Source organism: Roseovarius mucosus (assembly GCF_002080415.1).
Classification (GTDB): domain Bacteria; phylum Pseudomonadota; class Alphaproteobacteria; order Rhodobacterales; family Rhodobacteraceae; genus Roseovarius; species Roseovarius mucosus_A.
Map to the genome: position 1 here is coordinate 3,307,251 of NZ_CP020474.1, position 23,648 is coordinate 3,330,898.

Below are 23,648 nucleotides of genomic sequence, written 5' to 3' on the forward strand. Positions count from 1 at the left end.
GGGGGCGGCCCGGTGCCGCCTCATTCCCGCGCAATTCCAGATAATTCGGAGTAATGACGATGGTTTACAATGTAATGGTGGTGGACGATGCCGCAATGATGCGGCTCTACATCTCCAGCTTTCTGAAATCCCGCAAGGATTTCAAACTTGTGGCACAGGCTGCCAATGGGCAAGAGGCGCTGGACAAGTTGCCGGATCTTCCGGACCTTGACCTGATCCTGCTCGATATCGAGATGCCGGTGATGGACGGGTTGGAATTCCTGCGTCACGCCAAGCTCAAGACGCGGGCCAAAATCTGCATGCTGTCCTCGGTGACGGTGCAGGGGTCGCCCTTGGCTGCCAAGGCGCGCGAACTGGGGGCGGATGGGGTGGTTTCCAAGCCCTCTGGCACGGTGTCGCATGACCTCGAGGAAAAGACCGGAGACGAGTTGACGCGCGTAATGCGGGCGCTGGTCGGGGCCTAAGGGCCGGAATGCAACCCACTGGGCGGGTGACACCATGATGGACGAGATGGACGAAATCTGGATGCTGTATGCCGATGACGGCGCGCAGTCCCTTGACGCTATGGAAGCGGCGCTCGATGCCCTTGAAGGGGGCGCAGGCGATATGGGCGCGCATATCGGCGCTCTGTTCCGGGCTGTCCATACCTTCAAGGGCAACTCGCGCGTGCTGGGACTGGCCCAGGTCGAGGGGCTGGCGCATCTGGCCGAGGATCTGATCGGGCTGGTGCGCGATGAAGGCGTGCCGATGAGTGGTGAGATCACCGACATCCTGATGCGCACCGGTGATGCGCTGCGCGGGATGCTGGAAGAAACCGCCGACACCCGCGCCGATGTAGAGCCAGGACCGACGGCGGGGCTGAAACAGGATTTGCGCGCGATGATCGGGCGGCTGACAGGGCGCGAGGCCGAGGCACCCGCGGCCCCGTCTGAGGACAAGGCCGCCGAGCCGCAGAATGAGACAGCGCCGACGCCCGCTGACGTGCAAGAAGAGCCGGAAGCCGCTCCACCCACGCCCACGCCCGCGCCCGCACCCAAACCCAAGGTTCCGGCCTTTGATATGGGTCTGGCGGGGTTGCTGGATCAATTGGATGGCGGCGATGGCGCGGATTTCGACGAATTCGAAGGTGACGATGACGAGCCGGAGTTTGACCAAGACCTAGCCCCCGAGGCAGAGGCCGAGGAAGAGCCTGACGTTGAGCCCGAGCTGGAGCCAGAGCCAGAGCTGGAGGCGGAGCCCGAGCCTGAGCCCGCACCGCAGGTCAAGACCGTAGCCGAGGTTACAGAAGGCAAGCTCTTGGCACCTGACCCGGAGCATCACAAGATTTTCAACGATATGGCCGTCAAGGCGTGCGACGGGCTTGACGCTCTGGTTGCGGATTGGGCCGAGGACAGCAGCCCTCGTGCTGCGCGCAAACAAGCGGATAACCTGCACTATGCGGCCGGGCAATTGAACCTTGCCGATTGGCTGGCCCTGTTGGGACCGTTTCTAGATGCAGATGCCCCGGACCTTACCGCAACCCGCGATCTGAGCAAGGCGATGCGTCGCCTGTTGGGCGGAGAGAGCGCCGAGCCTGAAGCGGTGGACATGCCCGCCCCAGAGGCACAGCCAATGCCAGCGCCGGCCCCGGTTGCGGCCCCTGAGCCAGAGCCTGAACCCGAGGTTGCGGCCGCCCCTGAACCCGAGGCTGAGCCGCAAAAGAAAACCAAAGCACGGCCCAAACCCGTTGTCGAAATCACCGAAGGCAAGCTGCGGGCAGACCCGACGTATCATCAGATCTTTGCCGATATGGTGGCCAAAACGCTCGAGAAACTAGACGCGCTTTGCTCGGATTGGTCAGAGGCGACAAGCCCAGCCACTTTGCGCAAAGAAGCGGATGGCCTGCGCTATGCCGCGCGGCAATTGGATTTGGCAGACTGGGTTGCGCTGCTGGACCCGATAGCCGACGCCACAGGCATGAGCCACCCCGACGCCGACGGCCATGTCGCCGCGCTGCGGGCCCGTTATGCCAAGGATTTCACGGCCGGTCACATCCCTACGCCCACGCCTGAGCCGGTCGATGCGATCAGCGATGGTCGCGCGTTCTTCAACGCGGTTGCAGAGCTTTATCCGCTGATTTCCGACCAAGGCATACGGATGGCGGGCCAAACGCCCTGCACCATGGACGAGCGGCGCGATTTGGCGGAACGGATTGCCGATCTGGCCGCGCCACGCGGCTATGTGCGGCTGGTCGATAGCGCCCATAGGCTGTCGCAAGAGCCTGCAGGCCAGGCTTACCGCGCGGCTGAACTGGCGCTGTATGAGGAATTGGTCAGCGTCGAGCGCAGCCTGCCCGCCTCGGTCTTCGATGCCGAGAGAATGGCACCAAGCAAGCTTTTGAGCATGTGGTGCGCCGATCATATCTTTGAGACGCTGCAAAGCCTGCGCAAGGGTCTGGAGGCGCGCGGTGGCGAGGCAGAGGCCAATTGGTTCCCGGCCTTCGACACGTTGATGCGGCAGGTTCATTTCGCCTGTTTGAACTATCGGATCGACACCGCGTCGCAACTGACGATGGCGCTGATTGATCTATTCGCGCGGGTGCGCGTTGATCAAAAGGCACCAGATGTGATCCTGCTCCAGATGGGGCGCGGGTTCATCGATACGATGGAACTGGTGTTCGATGCGCTGGATCAGGGCGATACGCCCGATACGTCGCGGATCGAAAAGATGTTTGAAGAGGCGACCAACGCCTGTTTCGTAGCCAGTGGCGTGATGACCGCCAAGAGCATCGAGACGCGGTTGGGCCTGCCACCGGAATTCCACCGCGTGATGTCGCCCGAGAGCGTCAAGACCGCCCATGAGGCGATCAAGGAAGGCTTGCATTTCTACGTTTTGCGCGCCGATCTGAATGATGATGACGCGCTGGCGCAGGGTTTTCTTGAGTGGATTACCACTGGCGTCGTCCGCATGATCACCAACGTGACGGTGTTCTTGGATAAGGCGACCCTGTTTGATTTCCTCGTCGCCTCGACGTTGGAAGAAGATCGGATGGTCGAGCGGCTTGCCATGCTCGACCCAACCGGCGCGCGTCTGATGATGGCGCGGGCGTTGCGGGTAAGTGAGGCATCTGAAAGCGATGCCGTCGAACCTGACACGCTCGACCTGATCCCGATGTCGGATGTTGGCGACAGCCTCGCGTTGCTCGAGGCGGTGGGGGCGATTTCCGCCAGCCATGCGCAGCTTGAGCATGAATTGACGCAACTGGCCTCGGTTGATCTGGTGCAGGATGTGCTGGAGGCGCTGCGCGTCGCCGGGGTGGGTGAGTTGGAGCAGCGTGTGCGCTCTGTCCTGCGCGACCGTTTGGAGCAGCATCATCTGCGGCTTCAGGAAATCAGCGAGTCCGGTGCGCAACTCTCGACAGAGCTGTCACATCTGCAACAAGAAAGCGTGGCGCAGCGGTCGCGCCCGGCCGAGGTGCTGTTGCGTCCGCTCAAGGCCTATGTCGCCACACGCGCGCGCAAGATCGGGGTCGATGCAACTGTCACCTATGTGGGCGGCGATGCAATGCTCGACCAAATGTTGATCGAGGAATTGCGCGGCCCGCTCAAGACCCTGGTCAATCTGCGACTGGCGGGAGAATACCCTGCCTCGCGGTTTCATATCTCGGTCGAGGCCGAAAGCGATCACGTGCGCGTCGAGCTGACCGATAACAGCCCCGAGGCTGCGACAGCCCCAGCCTATGCTGCGCTAGCCGATGAGATGGCGCGCAAAAAGGGTGCGCTGCGCCGCGTCAGCCTGCCCGCTGGGGCCGGGGTGCGGTTCCATCTGCGCGTGCCGCAGCATATGATCGTCCTCGATGGCATGGTCGTCCGGGTGGGGCATGTGCGCTATGTGCTGCCTGTGGACACGATTCACCGCATCCTTCAGACCGACCGGCTTTTGCCTGTGTCGGCCTCTGGGGCAACGCGGATGCTCAATATCGATGAGGGCGCGCTGGTGCCGGTGCATCCGCTGATGCCAGAGGCCCCCGAGGCGGCGCGGGGTGCGCGGCTCTATGTGATTTTGAGCAGCAACGAAACGCGCATCGCCATTCCGGTGGACGAACTCTTGGGGCAGCAGCTTGTGATGCTGCGTCCATTGCAGGGCGTTCTGTCGGGGATGCGCGACATGAGCGGTATCGCCGTCCTGTCGGGGGGCGAAGTGGGCATGGTCGTGGCCGTCAGCGCCTTGGTTTCGGGCGATACGCGCACAGCGAGCGTGGCCGCGTGAAACTCTGCCCCGGTGGTCATGCCACCGGGGCTAACATCCTGACGCATTTTGCCGTTTTGAAAAACAGATCTGGCAATCATGTCAAAGGAAGTTTCGATGAGTTTCGCCTTCGCCCGTTCCCGTTACCGTCAGGCCGAGACCCTCGTGCAGGAGGCGGCCACCGACCCCTATGACATCGTTTTTGTCACGCTGCGCGAACTCAACCGCTCGCTTGGTGTCTTGGCGCGGACCCAACAAGAGGCGCGCCCGTTGCCCTCTGATCACGTCAATCGGGTATTGACGGCGATTTACATCCTGCAATCGAGCCTTGATTTCGAGGCGGGTGGCGATCTGGCAGGGGATTTGTTCCAGCTGTACGAATTTGCACGGTTCCACGTGCTCAAAGGTCTTCGGGGCGAGGAGGGCGCGCGCCTGACCGAGGCCGCCGCCGCCATGGGCGATATTCTGGACGCCTGGCAACAGATCGGATCTCAGGTCAAGGCGCAGGCGGTATGACACGTGTGGTACAACAGATGACCTATAGCCTTCTTGGCGATCAGATCCGTAACTTGACGACCGCGCTTGTCGCAGCAGCCGAGACGGGCGATCACGCGGCGGTATCGCGTGCGGATCATGCCCTGCGCTGCGCGGTCATTGCCTTGGTTGGTGGTGCCTCTCTCGCAGAGGATGGCGCGCAGGACCGCATCGCGATCCTGGCCGAGGCGCTGGATGCCGTGCGTCGCACCGCCGATATGTTATCGGCCAAGGCGGCGCGGCGGGCAGGGCAGGGGCGGGCCAATCTGGTCTATCTCAACTGCGACCGCAAGGTGGGGCCGCGCTGATGGCGACTGCGTCTGAAACGGCCTGCGGCACCTGTCTGCGGCTGCGCATGTTTCTGACGATTGCGGGCGCGTTGATTGCCGGGCTTTACCTGCAACCCGGATGGGCCACGGCGGTAGCGGGGTTGATGCCGGCACCTCTGCTGATCGGCTGGGCAATCTGCGGTTTTGGAAGTCTGGGTTTTGCGCTGCGCCTGCGGCATCATCTGCGGCATCAGCGCTAAAGAAAACGCGGCGCGCCCTCAGCAGAGGCGACGCAGAAGCCGCACCAAACCCCAGACATGCTGACGCCGGGGTTCGCCATGTTCATCACATAGGACAAGTTCCACGCCCACCTTGTGCGGGTCGGTGCCGGGGGCGGGTATGAAGGTCTGGCGCATGGCGATCATGGGATGTCCTTTCTCGGGCTTGGTATTTGTTTTCGGGCTGCAAGAAGTCTGCCAATCACGGGGCATGGGCCCAGTCGAGGATCAGAACCTCAAGAATGGCGGGCTCTTCGCCCATGGCGATCAACCGGGCGTTCATCGCCTCTTGCAGGGTTTCAGGCAGGCTGTTGCGCAGCGCCGCAAGGCGTGTATCGGCAGGCAGGCTTTCGGCCGCGCGCAGCATGACATCGGCCAATTCGGCCTGCGCCTCTTGCTGGCGATCAGCCAGTCGCGCCATAAGTTCAAGACTGCCCGCCTCGCGCAGGGCAACGCCCAAGCCGATGCTGAGCGTGCCGCCACCCTCGGGCAGCGATACCGTCACAGGCAGGCTGAGCGGCAGATAGCGGCGCGGCTCTGGCCCTGTGGGGGCCTCTGATGCGGGCGCGGGTGCCGCTGTGGGCTGTGGCACCGCAGGCGTCTGGTTCAAGATCCAAAGGCTTGCCAAGCCAAGCGCGATTGGCCCGAGACTTGCAGTCACAGCAAAGACAATCAGCGGTTGGCGAGGCGAAATCCGGGTCATGTAAGGCAAAGAGCAAGGATCGCGCCAAGCGGTGCTAAACTGGCGGTCTTTTCTGTCGTTGTGATTGCGTGGGGCCGTGTCGCCCGAGCGACGCAAAGGAACCAAAAGGAGTGGGCAGAGTGGCGGGCGCCTTGTCGAAATTCAGGATTCTGCGCCGGGCTGCGGGACAGGCCACACCGGGCCAGACACAGGATGCCTTTCCTCTGGTGCGGCGAAGCACCAATCTGCATGACATTTCACTGGTCGAGCGGCATTTGCCGGAAATCCTTGGGCGGGCCTTGGCGCGCAGCTGGATTGATCGTGCGTTCAGCACTGCCCTCTTGGCCGATCCCAAGGCGCTGCTTGCACAGCACGACATTCACTTGCCCGAGGCGGTTAGTATCGAGGTGGAAATGACCCCGACGCAGCGGCATCGTCTGGTGGTCTATGAGCAGCGCCTCGATGGCGAGCGGCGGCGCATGATGTATCTGCAACTCGTGATGATGGCGGGCAAATAGATGCGGCGCGTTCTGCTGGTCTCTGCGCTCTGGCTATGTGGTGCGGCGGCGATGGCCGGGTCCACGCCGGATTTCGGTCGCGCCGTGGCCTTGGCTCAGGATGGGCAGGCGGGCGCTGCTGTGGCGATTTTCGCGGATCTGGCACAGGCCGGGCACCGCGCGGCACAGGTCAATCTGGCGGTGATGCTGGCGCGGGGGCAGGGTGTGCCGCAGGACGATCAGGCGGCGGCCTATTGGGCGTGGCGCGCCCGTCTTGCGGGCGAGATGCGGGCGATGGAGGTCAGCGACCTATTGCTGGGGCGGCTGACAGAGGCGGCGCGCGCCCGTCTGGCCGACCGGCTGATTGCCGATCTGAGCGCGCGGGCCAGGGACGGCGTGCCGGGGCAATTCGCGGCGATTGGCCGGGTTGAGGCGCAGTTGCGCACGCCTGCGAAAATGGACGAGGCGGCGCTGTGGTTCACCCTTGGGGCCGCGTTTGAAGAGCCGGGGGCGCTCGCGCTGCGCGAGGTTGCGATGGCCGATCTGGAGCCAAAGGCACGGTTGGCGGTGCAGGAACGCGCAGGCGCAGAATTTGTCAAATGGTGCGCAGACATGCCCGCCGAGGCGCGCCCCGAGGCATGCGGGCGTGTGCCTTGAACGGCCCGAGGCCGCATTTTTCGAACATGGGGCTAAAATTGCCCACGCATTGGTCGTAAGACCTGATTGGGCTGGCACGCGGCTTGCAGACTGAGATCGAACAGAGACCTCAGGAAAGGCAGCGCCGATGTCCTCGAACGTGATGCATGTGGCCAAAACCGGGCTGAACGCCCAGCAGGCCCGCATTCAGGTGATTTCCAACAACCTGGCCAACGTCAACACCACCGGATTCAAGCGCGACCGCGCCAATTTCGAAACGTTGCTCTATCAGACGCTGCGTCCGGCGGGGGCGCAAACCTCGGAAGCCACCGAACAGACCGCGCCCACCACGTTGGGCACGGGTGTGCGCCTTGTCAGCACCGAAAAGATGTATACCCAAGGCAGCCTGACCACGACCGACAACGCGCTTGATCTTGCGATTGACGGCAAGGGGTTCTTTCAAGTGCTGATGCCCGACGGGCGGATCGGCTATACCCGCAACGGCACGTTTTCCCAGAATGCCGATGGTGTGCTGACCACATCGAGCGGCTATGTTGTGCAGCCCGAAATTCAGATCCCCCCCGAGGCCACCAGCATCAGCATTTCCCGAGATGGCATCATCAGCGTGACCCTGCCCGATGCGGTCGAGGCCGAAGAGGTGGGGCAGTTGACCCTTGCGCAATTCGCCAACCCGCGCGGGCTAGAACCGGTGGGCGAGACCTTTGTGGTCGAGAGCACCGCCAGCGGCGCACCGGTTGTGGGCAATCCGCTCGAGGATGGCATGGGCGATCTGGTTCAGGGCGCGCTTGAAACCTCGAATGTCAATGTGGTGCAAGAGCTGGTCGAAATGATCGAAGCGCAGCGCGCCTATGAAATCAATTCCCGCTCCATCTCGGCCTCGGACGAGATGATGAGCTATCTCGCCAACAACCTCTGAAGGGGACCATGATGCGCCGTTTCACCTGCACCGCCGCCGCGCTGATCGCGCTGGCGGGCTGCTCCACCAAGATCGAGGAAGCGGAATCGGAGCTTTACGCGCCGGTTTATCCGGTCGAAGAGGTGCAGCAATCGCGCCTGATGCCCACCGGTTCGATCTATGCCGGATATTCCAACGGTCTTTTCGTGGCCGACCGGCGCGCGCGTGCCGTGGGCGACATCCTGACGGTCGAATTCTCGGAACGGTTCGCCGCCAGCAAATCGCAGGCCGCGGGATCAAGCAAGACCGACAATTTCGAGCTGGACCTGCCCGATGCCCTGTCCTTTGGCTTTGACGACACGCGCCTGACCAGCGGCACCACCCGCAGCTATGCCGGGCGGGGCAATGCCACGCAGTCCAATTCGCTGACGGGGCGGGTGTCTGTTTCGGTGGTGCGTGTCCTGCCCGGTGGCAATCTTGAAATCATTGGCCAAAAACAACTGACGCTGAACAACGGTCAGGAATATATCCGCCTGCGCGGTGTGGTGCGGCCTACCGATATTTCCGCCGATAACGTCGTGCGCTCGGACCGGATCGCCCATGCCGAGATCAAATATGTCGGGGCCGGTGACGTGGCCGATACCGCCAAACAAGGCTGGCTGCGCCGCGCCTTTGAAACCGTGTCGCCGCTATGATGGGCGCGGGTATGTTGCGCTTTTTGCTGTTGCTTGTCTGCCTTGTGCCTGGGGCGGCGCTGGCGGATCGGCTTAAGGATCTTGCCGATGTGGCCGGAGTGCGGTCAAACCCGTTGGTGGGCTATGGCCTGGTCGTGGGCCTCAATGGCTCGGGCGATGGCAATTCGGGGCTGACGCGGCAATCCATGCAATCCATCATCTCGCGCCTCGGGCTTGAGGTGGGGACCAATGATCTGGATGCCAAGAATGCGGCGGCGGTGATGGTGACGGCGGAATTGCCGCCTTTTCTCAAGCCCGGTCAAGTGCTGGATGTCACGGTCTCGACCGCTGGCAAGGCCAAGTCATTGCAGGGCGGCACCCTTCTGATGACGCCGCTGATGGGGGCCGATGGCGAGGTTTACGCCATCGCCCAAGGCAATCTGGTGGTTGGCGGTCTGGGGGTGCAGGGCGGTGACGGCTCGTCTGTCGTGGTCAATGTGCCCACCGTGGGCCGGGTGCCGCGTGGTGCCACGGTTGAGCGTATGGTCGAGACGTCGTTTCTCGAAACCGAATATTTCGTGCTGAATCTTAATCGCCCGGATTTCTCGACCGCGAGCAATGTGGCCGATGCGATCAATGAGCAATTTGGTGCCGGTGTGGCCGTGGCCTTTGACGGCAGCTCGGTTCGGGTGCGTGCGCCTGCCGATCCGGCGGCGCGGGTGCCGTTCATGGGGCTTTTGCAGGATATCGAGGTCGATCCCGCCGCGCCGCCTGCCCAAGTCATCGTCAATGCGCGCACCGGCACGGTGGTGATCGGGGGCATGGTGCGGGTGACGCCCGCCGCCGTGTCGCATGGGTCGCTGACCGTGCGGGTGAATGAGGATTTCAACGTCGATCAGGCCGCGACGGTGGTCAATGGTCAGGATGGGGGCGTGGTGGTGCCGGGCAATGCCGTGGTGACACCGGACACACAGATTGACGTGGAACAGGAAAACAACCCCGCCTTCGTTTTCGATCCCGGTGTGTCGCTGGCTTCGCTGGTTGATGCGATCAATGCCGTGGGGGCAAGTGCCGCTGATCTGGTGGCCATTCTTGAGGCGCTGCACCGTGCGGGTGCGCTGCGCGCCGAACTGATCGTGATCTGAGGAGCGCGCCGCCATGACCCTGCCCCCGCTTGCCACAGCGTTTGACGCGCGCCAGACCGCCAGCCTCTCGGATGACCGCATTGCCGCCAAGGCCACGCGCGACGAGGATCGGCTGCGTGGCGCGGCAGAGGGGTTCGAGGCGCTTTTTCTCAATCAGATCCTACAATCGGGGCGCGCTGCGTCGTTTGGAGATTCGTTGACGGAAAGTTCTGCGACCCAGACCGCTCAATCCTTGCTTGACAGCACGCTGACCGAAGTCGGGGCCGGGCGTTCGGGTCTGGGCCTATCAGAGGCAATTTATCGCCAGTTTTCCGCCCATCTGGGTGGGGTTCAGGAGTAAACCATGGTCGATCTCATGGACATCGGGCGCGGCGGGGTTCTGGCCTATCGCACAGCGCTTGGCGTGACCGGCGAGAATATCGCCAATGTCGATACGGCTGGGTATCGCCGCCGCGACGCAGTGATGCAGGAGGTTGGTGTTGGTGGCGGCGTGGACGTGGTGGACATCCGCCGCGCCTTTGACGGGTTGGTGGCTGCGCGCAGCCGCGATGCCCAAAGCACGCTTGGTGCGGCAGAGACGCATTTGAGCCATGTGCAGGCGCTGGAAGATCGCCTTTTGCCGGGTGAAGGCGGCTTGCCCGACTTGCTGGATGGATTTTTCGATGCGCTCGACGGGTTGTCGCAGGTGCCTGAGGATCAGGGGCTGCGGCAAGCGGTCTTGAGTGCGGGCACAGCGCTGGCCGGGGGTGTGGCCGATCTGGCCGAAGGGATCGACGTGCTGACGCGCAACGTGCGCGAAGAGATCGCACAGACCGTAGAGCGGGCCAACACCGTCTTGAGCGGTTTGGCCGAGGTTCAGGAACAATTGGCGCAGGTCACCGATGAGCGCGCGCGCAATCCTCTGTTGGATCAGCGCGACCGGCTCTTGGTCAATCTTGCGGAACTTGTGGCGATTGATGTCGAGATGGATGATGCTGGCCGCGCGACCGTGCGGCTTGGCGCGGATGGCAGCGGGCCGATGGTGTTGGAACGCGGTCGTGCCGGGCGGATCGAGGTCGGCACGGCGGGGCGCTACACTGTCACCTCCGCTGACACCAAAGCGGTCGAGGTGCAGACCACGTTGAGCGGCGGAATGCTGGGCGGTCTGGCGAATGCCGCCGGGGCCATGGCGCAAGCGGCCTCTGATCTGGATCTCTGGGCCAGCCGGATGGCCGACGAAATCAACGCGGTACATGCCCAAGGCCTGACGCCCACGGGCGGGCGTGGTGGCGCGCTCTTTTCCGTATCGGGATGGGAGGCCACGCCGGGCGCGCTGATGCGCGGCACGGGCGCGGCCAGTGTGACAATCACCGATGCAACTGTCATGCCTGCGGGGCCGCTGACCCTGGTGCAGGATGCACCCTCTGGGCTGTGGCAGGCGCGCGATGCGGCTGGGCAGGTTCTGGCGACGGGCGAACAGACCCTCAGCCTGCCGGGGTTACGGATCGAGATGAGTGGTGTGCCGCTGGATGGCGACCGGATCACGCTGGCACGGCAGGATGCCTCGGCGCGGCATATGACACTTGTGCTAAACGACCCTCAGGGGATTGCGGCAGCCGGCACATTGACAATCAGCGCCGTGCCGGGCAATCGCGGCACTGCCACGCTAAGCGCCACGGTGCTCAGCGCACAGGGCACCGGACCGCGGGATCTGTCGGGGGTTCTGGGGGAAAACCCTGTCGAATTTCTGAATGCAGGCGTCATCGGCGTGATCGCGGCGGGTCATGCAGATGCCGCGCTGTCGGTGCAACCGCGCCTTGCGGCGATGGATCTAGGGCCGCTTGCAGGGGCAACCCCGCAAGCGCTAAGCCTGACCACGCCCGAAGGTGTCGCGCAATTCGCACTGCCTGCGGGGCTGACGACCGACGCACTGGCGGCGGCGCTGAATTCCGGCGCGGTAGAAACCGCTGATGGGCAGCGCCTGGCCGCCTTTGGGCTTTTGGCCGAGGCGCAGGGTGATACGTTGACCCTTATGGCCCGTGACGGGGTCTTGCCGCTTGCCGCGAGCCTTGCGACCAATCTTGGCAGCGTGGCGGGTGTGGTCGTCGCCGATGCGGCCCCGGCGGCGGTGCTGTCGGTCTTTACCCGCGACGGGCGGCAACTTTCTGGTCCGCCTTTGGGTGCCACCGAGGCGGCCGCGCTGTTGACGCAGGAAAACGGGTTTCACGCAGATGCGGCCTATAGCGCCGACTACCTGGACGGGGCCGCGCCCTATGGTGGGCTCAGCCTTGGGCGGCAATCCGTGGGGGGCGATCACGTGGCGCTCTTGGGGCAGGCGGGTGGTATTGCTGCCTGGACCGGCACCATCCCCGCCCCGGCCAATCCCAGCGTTGAGGTCGGCTATGAGGGGGCGACGCAATCCAGCACGCTGCGTCTACCAGAGGGGGCCAATGCGGCCTGGATGGCGCAGGAACTGACAACCGCCCTGCCGGTGCGCGCCGAGGCGGAAACACGGCTTGCGCTGGCGTTGCCAACAAGCGGTGTGCTGTCCTTTCAGCTGAGCGGGCAGAACCTGACGCCCGTCACGATTTCGGCCGATATGGGCGCGGTCGGGGTGGCAGGGCTGCAAGCGGCGATCAACGCGCAATCGGGGGCCACGGGCATCCGCGCCGAGCGGGCCCCCAATGGCGGTCGGCTGGTGCTGGTCGAGGATCAAGGCGCAGATATTTCCCTGTCGCGCCTCACCCACTCCGGAGGCGAGGCCGCCTTGTTGACGCGGTTGGCACCGGATGGCGCGGCGTTGGGCACGGTGAGCCTTGGGGCTGGCGGGCCGGATGCGGCGCGGATTTCCGGCACGGTGCGCCTGAGCGGTAGCGCTGGCTTTGGCGTCACCGAGAACGGTGTTTTGCAGGTGGCCGCACCAGATGGGTTCGAGAACGGCCTTATCACACGGCAGACTGGCGCAGCAGGCGCGCAAGTGACCCTGACCCCGGCAGAGCCGGGACCGGGGGATCTGAGCCTGAGACGGATCGCCGTGACCGGGGCCGATGGCCGCGTGGTGACGGCTGAGGCCGATCCGGCGCTTGGCTCGGGGGCCGCAATGGCGCGGGCGCTGGCCGCTGATCTGCGGGCTACGGCCCCAGCAAGCCGGATCACGGGTGCAGCGCTACCGGCGCTGCCACCCGATGGCGCGCAAATGCGCGTGAGCCTTGGGGCGCAGGACTATGGCATTCGGATGAGCGGCGGCGCGCCGGTGGTGAGCGGCCCCGAAGCGGGACGTATTACCGCGCGATTTGACGAGAACAACCGCCTCATCCTTGAAACCGAGGGCGGCACGCTTGATGGCTCTGCTCTGCGTCTGCCCAGCGATGCGGGCGAGGCGGCGCGCTTTGGCATGGGGGCTGGCAATGCGCCGGTGACAACGGTCATCGGACAGCCGTTCGATGCCGGGAGCCTGCCGTCGAGCTTTACCATCAAGCTCAATGGGCAGGAGCATTTTGTCAGCGTGTCGGCGGGGGCGGTGGTTCTGCCTGTTACGTTCCCCGGCACAGGCTATATCAACACCGCCTTTGGCCGGGTCGAGATCGAGTTCAGCGCCCTTGACGGCGAAATGATGATTGAGGCGCAGCCGGGGGCGGCAGCTGCCGGGTTCGAGACCTTGGGCCTGCGCGCCGAGGTGACAGAAGACGGCGCGCTGCGTCTGACGGCCACGGATGACCGGGTGCTTGGGGTTGAGAATGTCGCCACTGGCGGGGGCTCTGTGCTGCGCCTCAACTCTATTCCTGATGAGGATCTGATCGTGGTGATGGGCGGCACTGGTGCCCTGCGTCTGGCAGGACAGATCAGCGATACGCCCGCGACAGAGCGCGCCCGCGAAGTGCGGGTGCTTGATGCCACCACAGGTCTTGTCGGGCTTTTCGATCGCGACAGTGGCGCGCATTTGGCGTCGCGCACGCTGGATGCGGCGGGCACGGCACGATTTGGCGATCTGGAGATCACGTTGGGCGGTGGGCGCGTGACCGGTGACAGATATTTGATTGCGCCCAACGCAGGCGGGGCCGGGGACGGGCGCAGTGTCGAGGCGATGGCCAATCTGCGGCAGCGCGACGGGCTGACCGGGCGGGGCGGCTATGCCACCGGCTTTGCCAGTCTGCAACAGCGGGCGGGGGCACAGGTTACGGCCAGCGAGAGCCGGGTCGCCATTGCCGAGGCCGAGGCTGAGAGCGCTGCACGCGCCGAGTCAGAGTTGGGCGGCGTCGATCTGGATGCGGAAGCGGCGCAATTGATGCAACAGCAACAGGCCTATCAGGCCAATGCACAGGTCCTTTCAGTGGCGCGGTCCCTGTTCGACACCCTGCTGCAAGCGATATGAGGGTTTGAATGAGTATCGGCACCAGTTTTTTTCACAACGTCACCACACGCAACCTGTCACAGGTCAATGAGCGGATATCCGATCTTCAGGGGCAGATTTCCTCTGGCGTGAATGATCCCCGCCCCTCTGCCGATCCGGTGCGCGCCTTGCGCCTGTCGGCGGCCAAAGAACAGCAAGAGGCGTTGGATCGTTATTCCAATAATCTTGAACGGGCCGGGGCGCGGCTGGATCAGGCCGACACGGTGCTGAGCGAGGCGGGCAATGTCATGCGCCGGGTGGGCGAGTTGGCGCTGCGTGCGGCATCGGACACGGCGACGGCGACCGAGCGCGACAGTATCGGCACCGAGGTGCGGGCGCTGCGCGACAGCCTCTTGGGCCTTGCCAATGCCCGCGACGAGAGCGGCCGTGCGCTCTTTGGCGGCTATGGCACGCAATCCGATCCGTTTCGCGATGGACCGGGCGGCGTGGTCTATCAGGGCGATGGTGGGCAATCGCGCTTGCAGGTTTCGGAATCCCTGAGCCTGCCAACAGGGCTGAGCGGGGATGCGGTGTTTGCGATCGGGTCTGAAGGCGGCGATGTCTTTGCCGTGATCGACGACTTTCTGGCCAGCCTTGGCACAGCGAGCAGCGCGCCGCGTGCCAGCGTCACGGGTGCAGGCCAGCTTGACCTTGATCTGACCCTGAGCCGTGCGCCGGCTGCGTGGTCCATGACGCTGGAGGGGCCTTTGGGATCTACGACGATTCCATTTGTCGCCGCAGAAGGGGCCATGTCAGGGGCGGTTGAGGCGATCAATGCCCAGACCGCAGCCACCGGCATCAGCGCCGCGCTTGATCCCGAGACGGGTGGTCTGATGCTCACGGCGCAGGGCGATGTGAAGGTCTCGAATATCGCGCGCGCGCCCGATACAGGCGGGGTGTTGATGGTGGCACGCGACGCCGAAGGCGGGACGCAAGCGCTGGTGCCCTTTGCGCGTACGCGGGATGCGGTGATTGATCGGTTGCGCGGGGCGTCAGAGCATCTGATCGACCAACGCACGCAATTGGGGGCTCTGTCGGCGGATGCCGCGCGGCAATCGGATGTGATCGACAACCGCAAGCTGGCGATGAGCCAAGCGGTGTCAGGGCTGGAGGATCTTGATCTTGCCAATGCGCTGACGCGGCTTCAGCAATCCATGCTGACGCGGGACGCCACGCAACAGGCCTATGTGCGCATCACCCAGCAAAGCCTGTTTGATTTCCTGCGCTGAGGTTTTCGGGCCTTGTGCCAAACTTGGCCCGACGCTTGCAACGCGAGGGCATGAGACATCTTATCCTTCTGTGTGTGGCGCTATTCTGGGTGCCGTCCCTTTCCGCCGCCAGCCCCGCGAATTGCGAGGCGCTGGCGACGCAGGCGGCTGAGCGTCATGGTTTGCCCAAGGGCCTGTTGCGCGCCATCGCGCGCACAGAATCGGGACGGGCACTGGGCGACACCGGGACACGGGCCTGGGCCTGGACCTCGAATGTGCGGGGCAAGGGCTATTACTACTCAGGCAAAGACGAGGCGCTGACCCATCTGCGGCAGTTGGTTTCGCGCGGGGTTCGGGGGTTTGATGTGGGCTGTATGCAGCTCAATTATCGCTGGCATGGCGATAATTTCGCCACTCTCGAAGAGATGATCGACCCTGTCCAGAATATAGAATACGCCGCCCGATACCTAAGCGAATTACGCGCGGAAACCGGCAGTTGGGACGCGGCAACGCGCTATTACCATTCCCGCGATCCACGGCGCGGCGCGGCTTATCTGGGGCGCGTGCAGGCTGTCATGGCGCGGCTAGGCCCGGTCGAGGCGATGCCAGCTGTGGAACGACAGTCCGAGGTTGCGCGCGCCGCGCCGATGGTCACGGGGCCAAGCCTTCCCCCACGCGAAGCGCCGCGCCTTGCAGACCCGGCACCGCGTGAGGACCGGCGTTTTGCCGGGGCCGCGCCGCTTGTCAGCCGGGTGCAGAACGTGCGGTATTGGGAAACCGCTTCTCTTCCCGAAGGCGCAGTGCCGGTCATGCCCATGCGCAAGACCCCGCAAAAGACGCGCCGCTGAACGTGTCGCGCGTATCCTTGCGTCGGAAATCTATCTTTAGAGAGTCTCGAGACTCCTTTTGCCCGCGCAAGGATCGTCAGAGATGCTGCTATAGCGGTGGTATATCCCTCTGTATACCGGAGCGCAGTTCATGACGAGTTATTGGCCCACCTCTTCCATCACGGAACAGTTTCCCATCGACCTGCGTCTAGACGCTGTGCTCGTGGGCGACGCGCCCGTGATGCGGCGGTTGAAACAGGCGATCAGCATCATCGCCCCTAGCGATGTGCCGGTTCTGATCAACGGGCCGACCGGGGCGGGCAAAGAGGTTGTTGCCAATGCGATGCACCTCATGTCGGGGCGCACAGGGCCGATGATCCCGGTCAACTGTGGGGCCATTCCCGCCGATCTGCTGGAATCCGAACTCTTTGGCCATGAAAAGGGATCGTTCACGGGGGCCACAGCCCAACGGATCGGATTGATTGAACAGGCCGAGGGAGGCACGCTCTTTCTTGATGAGATTGGCGAGACGCCGTTGCATGTGCAGGTCAAACTGCTGCGCGCGCTGGAAACCCAGACCATTCAACGGGTTGGGGGCGGCGCGCCGATTCCGGTCAATTTTCGCCTGCTAAGCGCCACGCATCGTGACTTGCAGCAAGACGTCGCCCAAAAGCGGTTCCGCGAGGACCTGTTGTTTCGGATCGAGGTCTTTAGCCTTAGTGTGCCCGCGCTGTGCGAACATGCAGAGGACATCCCACAAATCCTGCGCACCATGGAGCAGGGCAGCCGGGGCGGCAGTACATTGCAACTGACGCCCTGCGCGCTGGCGTTGCTGATGTCGCAGGACTGGCCCGGCAATGTGCGTGAATTGCGCAATTTTCACGACCGGGCGCAGATCTTGTTTCGCAACCGGACAATCACCGCGGCCGAGGCGCGTATCGCGATGGCGCCCCGGTTGAGCTTTGCTGGCGGGGCTCCGGCGGCGCCGGAACCGGCGGTCGAGGCGCTGCCGGAAGGGGTGACCGATCTCAAAGGGATGCTGGCCGGCAACGGATCGCTGGACCTGCGCACCATGTTGCAGCGGGTCGAGGTCAAGGTGATCCAATCGGCACTGGAACTGAGCGAAGGGCGCGTCACCCGCGCAGCGGAAATGCTGCGGCTCAAGCGGACCACGCTCATCAGCCGTATGCAGAAGTTGGGCCTTGAGTCAGACGGTCTCTGAGGGCCTGTCGGAGCTGTTTTGCGCCTGCAACAGCGGCGCAAAATCGCTGCGCGCCTCTTGCAATAGCGCCTTTGCGGCGGGGACAAGTTCGCTGGTGCCCGGGTCTGTGCCCGCCCGTGCGAGGGTTTCCGCCTCTGACAGGGTTTCTGTCAATTCCTCCAATCCGATGATGCCGGTCGATCCGACCGCCTTGTGGATGATCAACGCCTTGTCTTCAAGCGAGAGGTCCGTGTCGATCATCGCTGTAAACGCTGCTTCGGCATCGCTTAGGGTGGTGCGGACCAGACGCAGCGCGGTGTCGTGGCCCACCATTTCGCCCAGATCATGCAGCATCGTCGCGGCATCCCTGCTTTCGGCCAGAAGATCGTCGTCTACGCCGTCGCCTTCGCCTTCGCCTTCGTCCGGTGGCGTGACGTCTGGGATCACGTCGCGGCGGGTGTCGCGGATCGCACGGGCAAGGTGTTCCTGCCCAACGGGTTTGGTCAGGATATTGTCCATCGCAACCGCCTGTTCGTCGCCGGTATGCGCTCCGATGAGGGCGGTGACGCCGATGATCACAGCCTGCGCGGATGGCCCGCCAGAGGCGCGGATCATTTTGGCCGCTGTGGGCCCGTCCATCACCGGCATGGAGAAATCCATCAGGATCACGTCGAACGCTTGCGCCTGCGCCTTGTCCAGCGCCTCTTGACCATTGGTGGCTGTGTCTGGGCTATGGCCCATGCGCCGGACCATTTCGGTCATCAAGGTTAGGTTGATGTCATTGTCATCAACCACGAGGATCCGCTTGGGGGTTTCGTGAATCGCGCGCTTCAAAGTCGAGAGGGCTGGCGCAGGCTGGTTCTGTGGTGCCTGTGACAGGCGCAGGGGGATCGTAAAGAAAAAGCGGCTGCCGACGCCCGGCGTGCTAAAGAGCCCGAGCGCGCCGCCCTGCCGTTCGATCGCAAGTTTGGCGATGGGCAGGCCCAGACCGGTGCCCATTGCAGAATTCACCTCGCTGCGCCCCACAGTCTCGAAGCTCTCGAAAATGCGCTTCTGATCTTCGGGGGCAATGCCGATGCCGGTATCCTCGACCTCGACCGTCAGATCGAGATTGTCGGGGGCATGGCCACCCAGGCTGAGCCGTATGGAAATGACGCCGTTCTTGGTAAATTTGGCGGCATTTCCCGCCAGATTGTAAAGCGTGCGGGAAAAAGCATTGGGCAGCCCTTCCAGCCGGTGACTGTCAAAGTCGCCGTGGGTGATCAACTCGATCCTGTTTTGGGCTTTCTTGGCGAGTGGCTGCAATTCATCCACGATATCGGCAGCGATACGCGCGGGGTTGAACGGCACGGGCGTTTCCGTGCTCTCGCCCAGCCGGGTCAGTTCGAGCACATCATCCACTTGGACCAATGCGCGGGCGCTGCAATCGCGCGCAGTTTTGAGCAAGGCGCGATTTTCGGGATACATGTCGGTTTCGTTGATCAACGACAACGAGGCCATCAATCCATGCAAGGGTGTGCGCATTTCGTGACTCATGGTCGCCAGAAACATGCTTTTGGCGCGGGCGGCCTGTTCGGCCTGAACCAGCGCGGCACGCAGGTTGGTTTCAGCTTCGACCTGTACCGAGATGTCGCGGATGAAGAGAATGACGATAGGATGACCCGAAATATCGTGATCCTCGACCATCGCGAAATCCACCGGGATCTCTCGCCCAACCGCGCTGCGGCAGGCGGCGACAAAAGGAGCCTTTTCGCGCGGCGCGAGGCCCTCAACGGTGTCACGCGGAACGGTGGGATCAAAGATCAGGATGTCTTCGGCGCGCATGGTCTGCAAATCTTCGGCGGTATACCCCAAAAGCCGTTGCGCGCGCGCATTGCTATAGAGGATGCGCGATTGTGGATCGGTCACGATAACCGCGTTCATGGTCGAATTGAACGCGGTCGAGAGCATGGCCGCGATGCGCCCGGTTTCCGCCGTGCGCCGCTCAAGCTCTCGCCAGAGACGCACTGCCAGAACGGCGCCGATGGCCATCAGACAAAAGAGCAACAGGGATTGGATGAAAAAGCGCACAAAGAGGCGCTGCTCCTCAACGCGTGCGCGCGAGGTTTCGATGGTGATCTCTTGGAGCCCTGCGACGGTGATGTCACGCACCATCGGATAGGTCGCATCAACGGCCGTACGAAAGGCCTCGAGTGCCTTTGGGTCATCCTCTTTGATTGCATCGATCCGGTTGGCCAGACGTTCGCGCGCGACCTTGAGCCGTTCAACCCGGTTCAAAAGGTCATCAGACACGGCCATGCGTTGAAGCGTCGCGGTGAAAATGTCCACCCGACTGTAAAAGATGTCAAACTCGCGCTTTACCTTGGTCAGTGTGTCCGATGTGAGGGGGGCGGTGATATCGGGCCGTGTCCCGAGAACCGCGTTGTCCAGGGTTTGCATGAGGCCCAAGTGATCCACCTCGAGCTGGGCCACGACCCAGCCGCCATTGTCGGTGTTGGCGGATCGAATGGCATCAAGGCGCTGCTGAAAGGCCATCGCGCTGACAAGCAGCGCGATGCTTGCAACCAGCATCAGGAACAGCAGAATCTGCGCCGATAGACGCTTGGTCGTATTAAAGACCTTATCGGGTCCAGCGCCTGTTGGTTGAGAGGTCAGCACGGGTCATTCCGCAAGAATGTCAATCTTGTTCAACTGCCAAACACTGAGGGTAAAATACTCTTCGCTCTGGTAGCGGGTGTCGGAATCATACGGGAAGACCAGCCAGAGCGGCCCTTTTTCTCGCACGGAAAAGGCGGCATCATCAATGCGCGCGGCAAGGATCGGCACGTTCTCTTCCAGCCGCGCCTCGGGGAAGGTCACGTTATAGTCGTTGATCGCATAGACGCGCAGAGTGCCCGGCGCGCTGCCCGCGGCATCAAGCACGGCCATAAGCGACGGACCAGAAAAGGTCTTGGGCGTGGTATCTGTCCAGATCGTTGTCGTCTCAAAGCTCTGCTGCGGCAAAGCGAGAAGATCCGCCTCGGTAAATGTCTTGGTCTGGCCACTGCGCAGGTCATTGACGGTCAAGATGACCTCGTCGGCGAAAGCAGGGCTTGCGACGGTCTGAGCAAGGCTAAGGCCAAGGGCTGCGAGGGTCAGAAAAAATCTACGGTTCATTGTGTGTCTCTTTTGGATACCGGAACAGGGCTTGATCGCCTGCTGCGTTTTAACAGAGTTTTTGGATGAGGGGGCGCTATCTAACAGGCTGCTGAAGAAGTCAGCCTTGAAGGACGTTATTCTTCCCCCACGGTTTGAAGGTGGCTCTTTGCGACTGCGGACGCCGGGTCGGGTTTGACCCCTTCGTCAGGGGGCAAGGAGTTTCGGTAGTCTGGCCAGATTGCAGGCTGCCATGGTCATTGTGAATTGGGCGCGGACCCTGTCGAGGCCGCGATGAACAGTCTGGGCCATGCCGCCCACGGTCTTGGCCCAGCCGAAGGGTTCCTCGATCTTCTTCCGGCGCCGCTGTGACAAGGCATAACCGGGATGCTGGGTGGTTCGCCCGTCGATTGCGGAACTCCGGGCCTTCTGCGCGACATGTGGCGTCACAACCATGCGCCTGAGTGCGGCAACAAAGTTGGCGCTGTCATATCCCTTGTCTGCTCCAAGCGTCAGGCGCCGGGTCGAGCCAGGGGAGTGTCGGTTGATCATCTCGAGGGCCGCCTTGCGCTCGCCGTAACCATCGGCATGGGTCAAATCGGCCTGCACGATCAGCCCGTTGCGGTTCTCCATCAGCGTATGTCCCATGAAGCACAATGTCGCCGCGGCACCCGGTGCTTTCTTGTAGAGACGGGCATCGGGGTCCGTCACAGAGATGTGGGTTGCGTTCGAGCGCTTCTGGCCCCGGAAGTTCACTGCGGCGTTGCGGATATGGCGGGGCGTGTCGGGCATCGGCTGCGTTTCTGTCTGCTGGGGCTGCGGTTCGGTGTTTGCGAAGGTCGCGTCGGCCGGTGGTGGCGGTCCGCCAGGATCATCGTCATGCGGTGGCGGCGCGCTGTTCCTGGGCTGAAAGCTCTTCATGGACGCCCACGCCTTGACCAAAGTGCCGTCTACCGAGAAGTGTTCATCCGAGAGGAGCGGACGGACCTCCGGGTGCGCCAGGATCGCCGCCATCAGCTTGCGCGACATGTCGGTCGTCAGCAGCCGATCGCGGTTCTTGGTAAACACCGTAGGAACCCAGACCGGATCGTCGATGCCAAGGCCGACGAACCACCGAAACAGCAGGTTATAGTTCATCTGTTCCATCAGCTGCCGTTCCGAGCGGATCGAGAACAGGAGCTGAAGAAGGCTCGCACGGATCAGTCGCTCCGGCGCGATGGAGGGGCGGCCAAAATCGGTGTAGAGCGCGGCGAACTCGGCATCCAGGCTGGCCAGCGCGTCATTGACGACCCGACGGATCAACCGCAGCGGATGACGATCCGGAACCCGCTGCTCAAGATCAACATAGCTGAACAGCGACCCGCTTGCCTCGTCCGTCCCACGCATCGCCACCTCCTGCTGCCGCTGCCATGCCGGAAGTGAATCATGTTCTCATAACCGCGTCGAGGGCCGACTTTTTCAGCAGCCTGCTAAAGGTATCGAGATATCTAAAGATAGTAACGCCTGACAAAAGTGTAGCGAAATCAACGCATACACTGTTCAGGGGGTGTCTCACATAAACGTGAGTTTTATTCCTATGTTTACTTCTGCGCCCAAGACTTGAGCGGTCGACGTAACGTCACATGATCGGCATGACGCGCACACCTTGGGCGATGCGACGTGCCCAGTTGGTGATATGCGGCTCGAATCGTTGGCGGGCATCGGGCAGGGCGGCGATCAGGACCATGATCGCGCGTTCGCGCCCGTCCTGAGGGGCCTTAAGACCAAGCCGCGCATGCTGCCATAGACCATCACTGAAACACACTTCGCCATCGCGGTCTTGCAACAGCCGGGCCGACCATTTGATGCCGAGCGTATCAAAGGCCATGTCATAGGGCGGTTGCTGCGCTGTCTGTGTCCGCACCGCATGGGTCATCAGGAAATCAAAGAGGACATCGGGATCAAGCAAGAGAATATCCGACCCCACCTCGATCCAGCCATCGGCAATGCGCCGGTCGAGTGCGCACCATTCCTGCTGGCCTTGGGCACGAAAGGCGAGGCGTTCGCCCTCGCCATTCGCTTCGGCGATCTCGTAGGTTCGCGCGCCCAGCGTGAGCAATGCAAAGGGGGCACTTGCACTACAGACATGGCCATGGCTCGCGCAGCGAGGGCGGCAATCGGCGCGGGGGGCAACGGTGTCAGTCATGAATGTTTGGCTGTGCATATGCGGCTCTCGATCTTGGGTCCGGGTCTAGCTGTGTCAACGACAGACCTTGGGGGAATGTTAGCGGTGCACTTGGCATGAACCCTGCACGCTAGGGCCAAGGCCGGGCCCCCCGGCAATCCGCAACATCCAAAGGATTCCCGCATGAGCACCCCCCCGACCGAGCTGGAAAACAGCATTCAACTGGCGCTGGAGGCGGCAACCGCCGCCAATGACAGCGCCGAGGACGTGGCGCGCGTATCCACCGAGACATTGGCCGCCGCCGCGCGGCTGGATAAATTCGCCAAGGGCATGAAGCCGCTTTTGTTCGGTGTGGTGGCTGCGGCGGTGCTGTGTGTTGCACTGGCAGGGTTGGTCTATCTGCGGACCCTCTCGGATATGCGCACTGCAACGGCGACGCAGATCGAGGCTTTGACTGTGTTCTCAAAATCCGTGGGGGATTTACAGGCACAGCTTGAGACCTTGGGGGATATGTCGGCGCAGGTTGCGGCGATTGAGGCGGCACAAACCGCAGGGCTTGAGCGGCTGGAGGCGGCTATGACCGCCGAGACCGCACGTCTGGCCGAGGCCATATCCGGCACCGAAGACCCGGCTGCGCCGCAGATGCTGCGCGGCTTGGTGGACCGGATCGAGGCCAGCCATGGCGAAACACGAGATGCCTTTGCCAAGGGTCTGTCGGATCTGCAACTGGCCATGACGCGCATGTTGGCCGAGCGGGCGCAAGTGGCCCAACCTGTCACCCAAAGCGCTGCGGCCCCTGCCAAGCCTGTCGCCAAGCCCCCCGCCCGCAAAAAACCACAGGCCCGGGCCGAGCCGAATCCCTTTGGCTTTCCCTAGGAGGCTCGGT

The 23,648-nt window shown here is 63.0% G+C and carries 22 protein-coding genes; 16 read left to right on the forward strand and 6 right to left on the reverse strand.

The window, feature by feature from the left end:
- Window positions 1-59 precede the first annotated feature (59 nt).
- The 5 genes from ROSMUCSMR3_RS15755 (at window position 60) to ROSMUCSMR3_RS15775 (ending at window position 5,290) form a co-directional block, all read left to right on the forward strand.
- Entirely contained in the window at window positions 60-464 is a 405-nt protein-coding gene (locus tag ROSMUCSMR3_RS15755; RefSeq protein WP_037273780.1) for a response regulator, read from the forward strand.
- A gap of 37 nt (window positions 465-501) precedes the next feature.
- Window positions 502-4,248, forward strand: coding sequence for a chemotaxis protein CheW (locus ROSMUCSMR3_RS15760; protein WP_198385539.1), 3,747 nt, complete (start codon window positions 502-504; stop codon window positions 4,246-4,248).
- A 78-nt stretch (window positions 4,249-4,326) separates the two neighbouring features.
- Window positions 4,327-4,743 carry a flagellar export chaperone FliS gene (gene fliS / locus ROSMUCSMR3_RS15765; protein ID WP_232279160.1) on the forward strand — a complete coding sequence of 139 codons (417 nt, stop codon included), beginning with the start codon at window positions 4,327-4,329 and terminating at the stop codon, window positions 4,741-4,743.
- Window positions 4,740-5,069, forward strand: coding sequence for a hypothetical protein (locus ROSMUCSMR3_RS15770; RefSeq protein WP_081507919.1), 330 nt, complete (start codon window positions 4,740-4,742; stop codon window positions 5,067-5,069). The genes fliS and ROSMUCSMR3_RS15770 overlap by 4 nt, the downstream gene beginning before the upstream one ends.
- Window positions 5,069-5,290, forward strand: a complete 222-nt coding sequence (locus ROSMUCSMR3_RS15775) for a hypothetical protein (RefSeq protein ID WP_081507920.1) — start codon at window positions 5,069-5,071, stop codon at window positions 5,288-5,290. Before ROSMUCSMR3_RS15770 ends, ROSMUCSMR3_RS15775 begins: the two co-directional genes overlap by 1 nt.
- An 18-nt stretch (window positions 5,291-5,308) precedes the next feature.
- Here the strand turns inward: ROSMUCSMR3_RS15775 and ROSMUCSMR3_RS21265 are convergent, their stop codons facing one another.
- Both ROSMUCSMR3_RS21265 and ROSMUCSMR3_RS15780 read right to left on the reverse strand, forming a co-directional pair.
- Window positions 5,309-5,455 carry a hypothetical protein gene (locus ROSMUCSMR3_RS21265; RefSeq protein WP_008279909.1) on the reverse strand — a complete coding sequence of 49 codons (147 nt, stop codon included), beginning with the start codon at window positions 5,453-5,455 and terminating at the stop codon, window positions 5,309-5,311.
- Window positions 5,456-5,510: 55 nt separating this feature from the next.
- Complete coding sequence (locus tag ROSMUCSMR3_RS15780) at window positions 5,511-6,011, reverse strand: hypothetical protein (protein WP_157667336.1); 501 nt, start codon at window positions 6,009-6,011, stop codon at window positions 5,511-5,513.
- Window positions 6,012-6,130: 119 nt separating this feature from the next.
- Between ROSMUCSMR3_RS15780 and ROSMUCSMR3_RS15785 the strand changes: the two genes are divergently transcribed.
- The 10 genes from ROSMUCSMR3_RS15785 (at window position 6,131) to ROSMUCSMR3_RS15830 (ending at window position 17,484) form a co-directional block, all read left to right on the forward strand.
- Complete coding sequence (locus ROSMUCSMR3_RS15785) at window positions 6,131-6,508, forward strand: hypothetical protein (RefSeq protein ID WP_081507922.1); 378 nt, start codon at window positions 6,131-6,133, stop codon at window positions 6,506-6,508.
- Window positions 6,509-7,144, forward strand: a complete 636-nt coding sequence (locus ROSMUCSMR3_RS15790) for a hypothetical protein (protein ID WP_081507923.1) — start codon at window positions 6,509-6,511, stop codon at window positions 7,142-7,144.
- A 127-nt stretch (window positions 7,145-7,271) separates the two neighbouring features.
- On the forward strand, window positions 7,272-8,060 hold the full coding sequence (gene flgG, locus ROSMUCSMR3_RS15795; RefSeq protein WP_008279913.1) for a flagellar basal-body rod protein FlgG: 789 nt from the start codon (window positions 7,272-7,274) through the stop codon (window positions 8,058-8,060).
- 8 nt (window positions 8,061-8,068) lie between these two features.
- Window positions 8,069-8,734: a flagellar basal body L-ring protein FlgH gene (locus ROSMUCSMR3_RS15800; protein ID WP_081507924.1), complete on the forward strand. Its 666-nt coding sequence runs from the start codon at window positions 8,069-8,071 to the stop codon at window positions 8,732-8,734.
- A gap of 11 nt (window positions 8,735-8,745) precedes the next feature.
- Window positions 8,746-9,858, forward strand: coding sequence for a flagellar basal body P-ring protein FlgI (locus tag ROSMUCSMR3_RS15805; protein WP_081507925.1), 1,113 nt, complete (start codon window positions 8,746-8,748; stop codon window positions 9,856-9,858).
- Window positions 9,859-9,871: 13 nt separating this feature from the next.
- Window positions 9,872-10,198, forward strand: a complete 327-nt coding sequence (locus ROSMUCSMR3_RS15810) for a rod-binding protein (protein WP_081507926.1) — start codon at window positions 9,872-9,874, stop codon at window positions 10,196-10,198.
- Window positions 10,199-10,201: 3 nt separating this feature from the next.
- The gene (flgK, locus tag ROSMUCSMR3_RS15815) at window positions 10,202-14,209 is read left to right on the forward strand and encodes a flagellar hook-associated protein FlgK (protein ID WP_081507927.1); all 4,008 of its coding nucleotides are present in this window, start codon (window positions 10,202-10,204) and stop codon (window positions 14,207-14,209) included.
- Window positions 14,210-14,217: 8 nt separating this feature from the next.
- Complete coding sequence (gene flgL / locus ROSMUCSMR3_RS15820) at window positions 14,218-15,456, forward strand: flagellar hook-associated protein FlgL (protein ID WP_081507928.1); 1,239 nt, start codon at window positions 14,218-14,220, stop codon at window positions 15,454-15,456.
- Between the two features lie 50 nt (window positions 15,457-15,506).
- Window positions 15,507-16,283 (forward strand): transglycosylase SLT domain-containing protein, encoded by a 777-nt coding sequence (locus tag ROSMUCSMR3_RS15825; RefSeq protein WP_081507929.1) that lies wholly within the window; start codon window positions 15,507-15,509, stop codon window positions 16,281-16,283.
- A 130-nt stretch (window positions 16,284-16,413) separates the two neighbouring features.
- Window positions 16,414-17,484, forward strand: coding sequence for a sigma-54 interaction domain-containing protein (locus ROSMUCSMR3_RS15830; protein ID WP_081507930.1), 1,071 nt, complete (start codon window positions 16,414-16,416; stop codon window positions 17,482-17,484).
- On the opposite strand, the gene ROSMUCSMR3_RS15835 is transcribed toward ROSMUCSMR3_RS15830, so the two are convergent.
- From ROSMUCSMR3_RS15835 to ROSMUCSMR3_RS15850, 4 genes are all read right to left on the reverse strand, one after another.
- Entirely contained in the window at window positions 17,470-20,034 is a 2,565-nt protein-coding gene (locus tag ROSMUCSMR3_RS15835) for a hybrid sensor histidine kinase/response regulator (protein WP_198385540.1), read from the reverse strand. The genes ROSMUCSMR3_RS15830 and ROSMUCSMR3_RS15835 overlap by 15 nt on opposite strands.
- Before the next feature lie 90 nt (window positions 20,035-20,124).
- A complete protein-coding gene (locus tag ROSMUCSMR3_RS15840; protein ID WP_081507932.1) occupies window positions 20,125-20,619 on the reverse strand; it encodes a hypothetical protein in 495 nt (164 codons plus the stop codon).
- Window positions 20,620-20,805: 186 nt separating this feature from the next.
- Complete coding sequence (locus tag ROSMUCSMR3_RS15845; RefSeq protein WP_008281741.1) at window positions 20,806-21,984, reverse strand: IS5-like element ISRssp10 family transposase; 1,179 nt, start codon at window positions 21,982-21,984, stop codon at window positions 20,806-20,808.
- A gap of 232 nt (window positions 21,985-22,216) precedes the next feature.
- Complete coding sequence (locus ROSMUCSMR3_RS15850; protein ID WP_151978570.1) at window positions 22,217-22,783, reverse strand: hypothetical protein; 567 nt, start codon at window positions 22,781-22,783, stop codon at window positions 22,217-22,219.
- Between the two features lie 162 nt (window positions 22,784-22,945).
- On the opposite strand from ROSMUCSMR3_RS15850, the gene ROSMUCSMR3_RS15855 reads away from it, so the two are divergent.
- On the forward strand, window positions 22,946-23,638 hold the full coding sequence (locus tag ROSMUCSMR3_RS15855) for a hypothetical protein (protein ID WP_081507934.1): 693 nt from the start codon (window positions 22,946-22,948) through the stop codon (window positions 23,636-23,638).
- Window positions 23,639-23,648 lie beyond the last annotated feature (10 nt).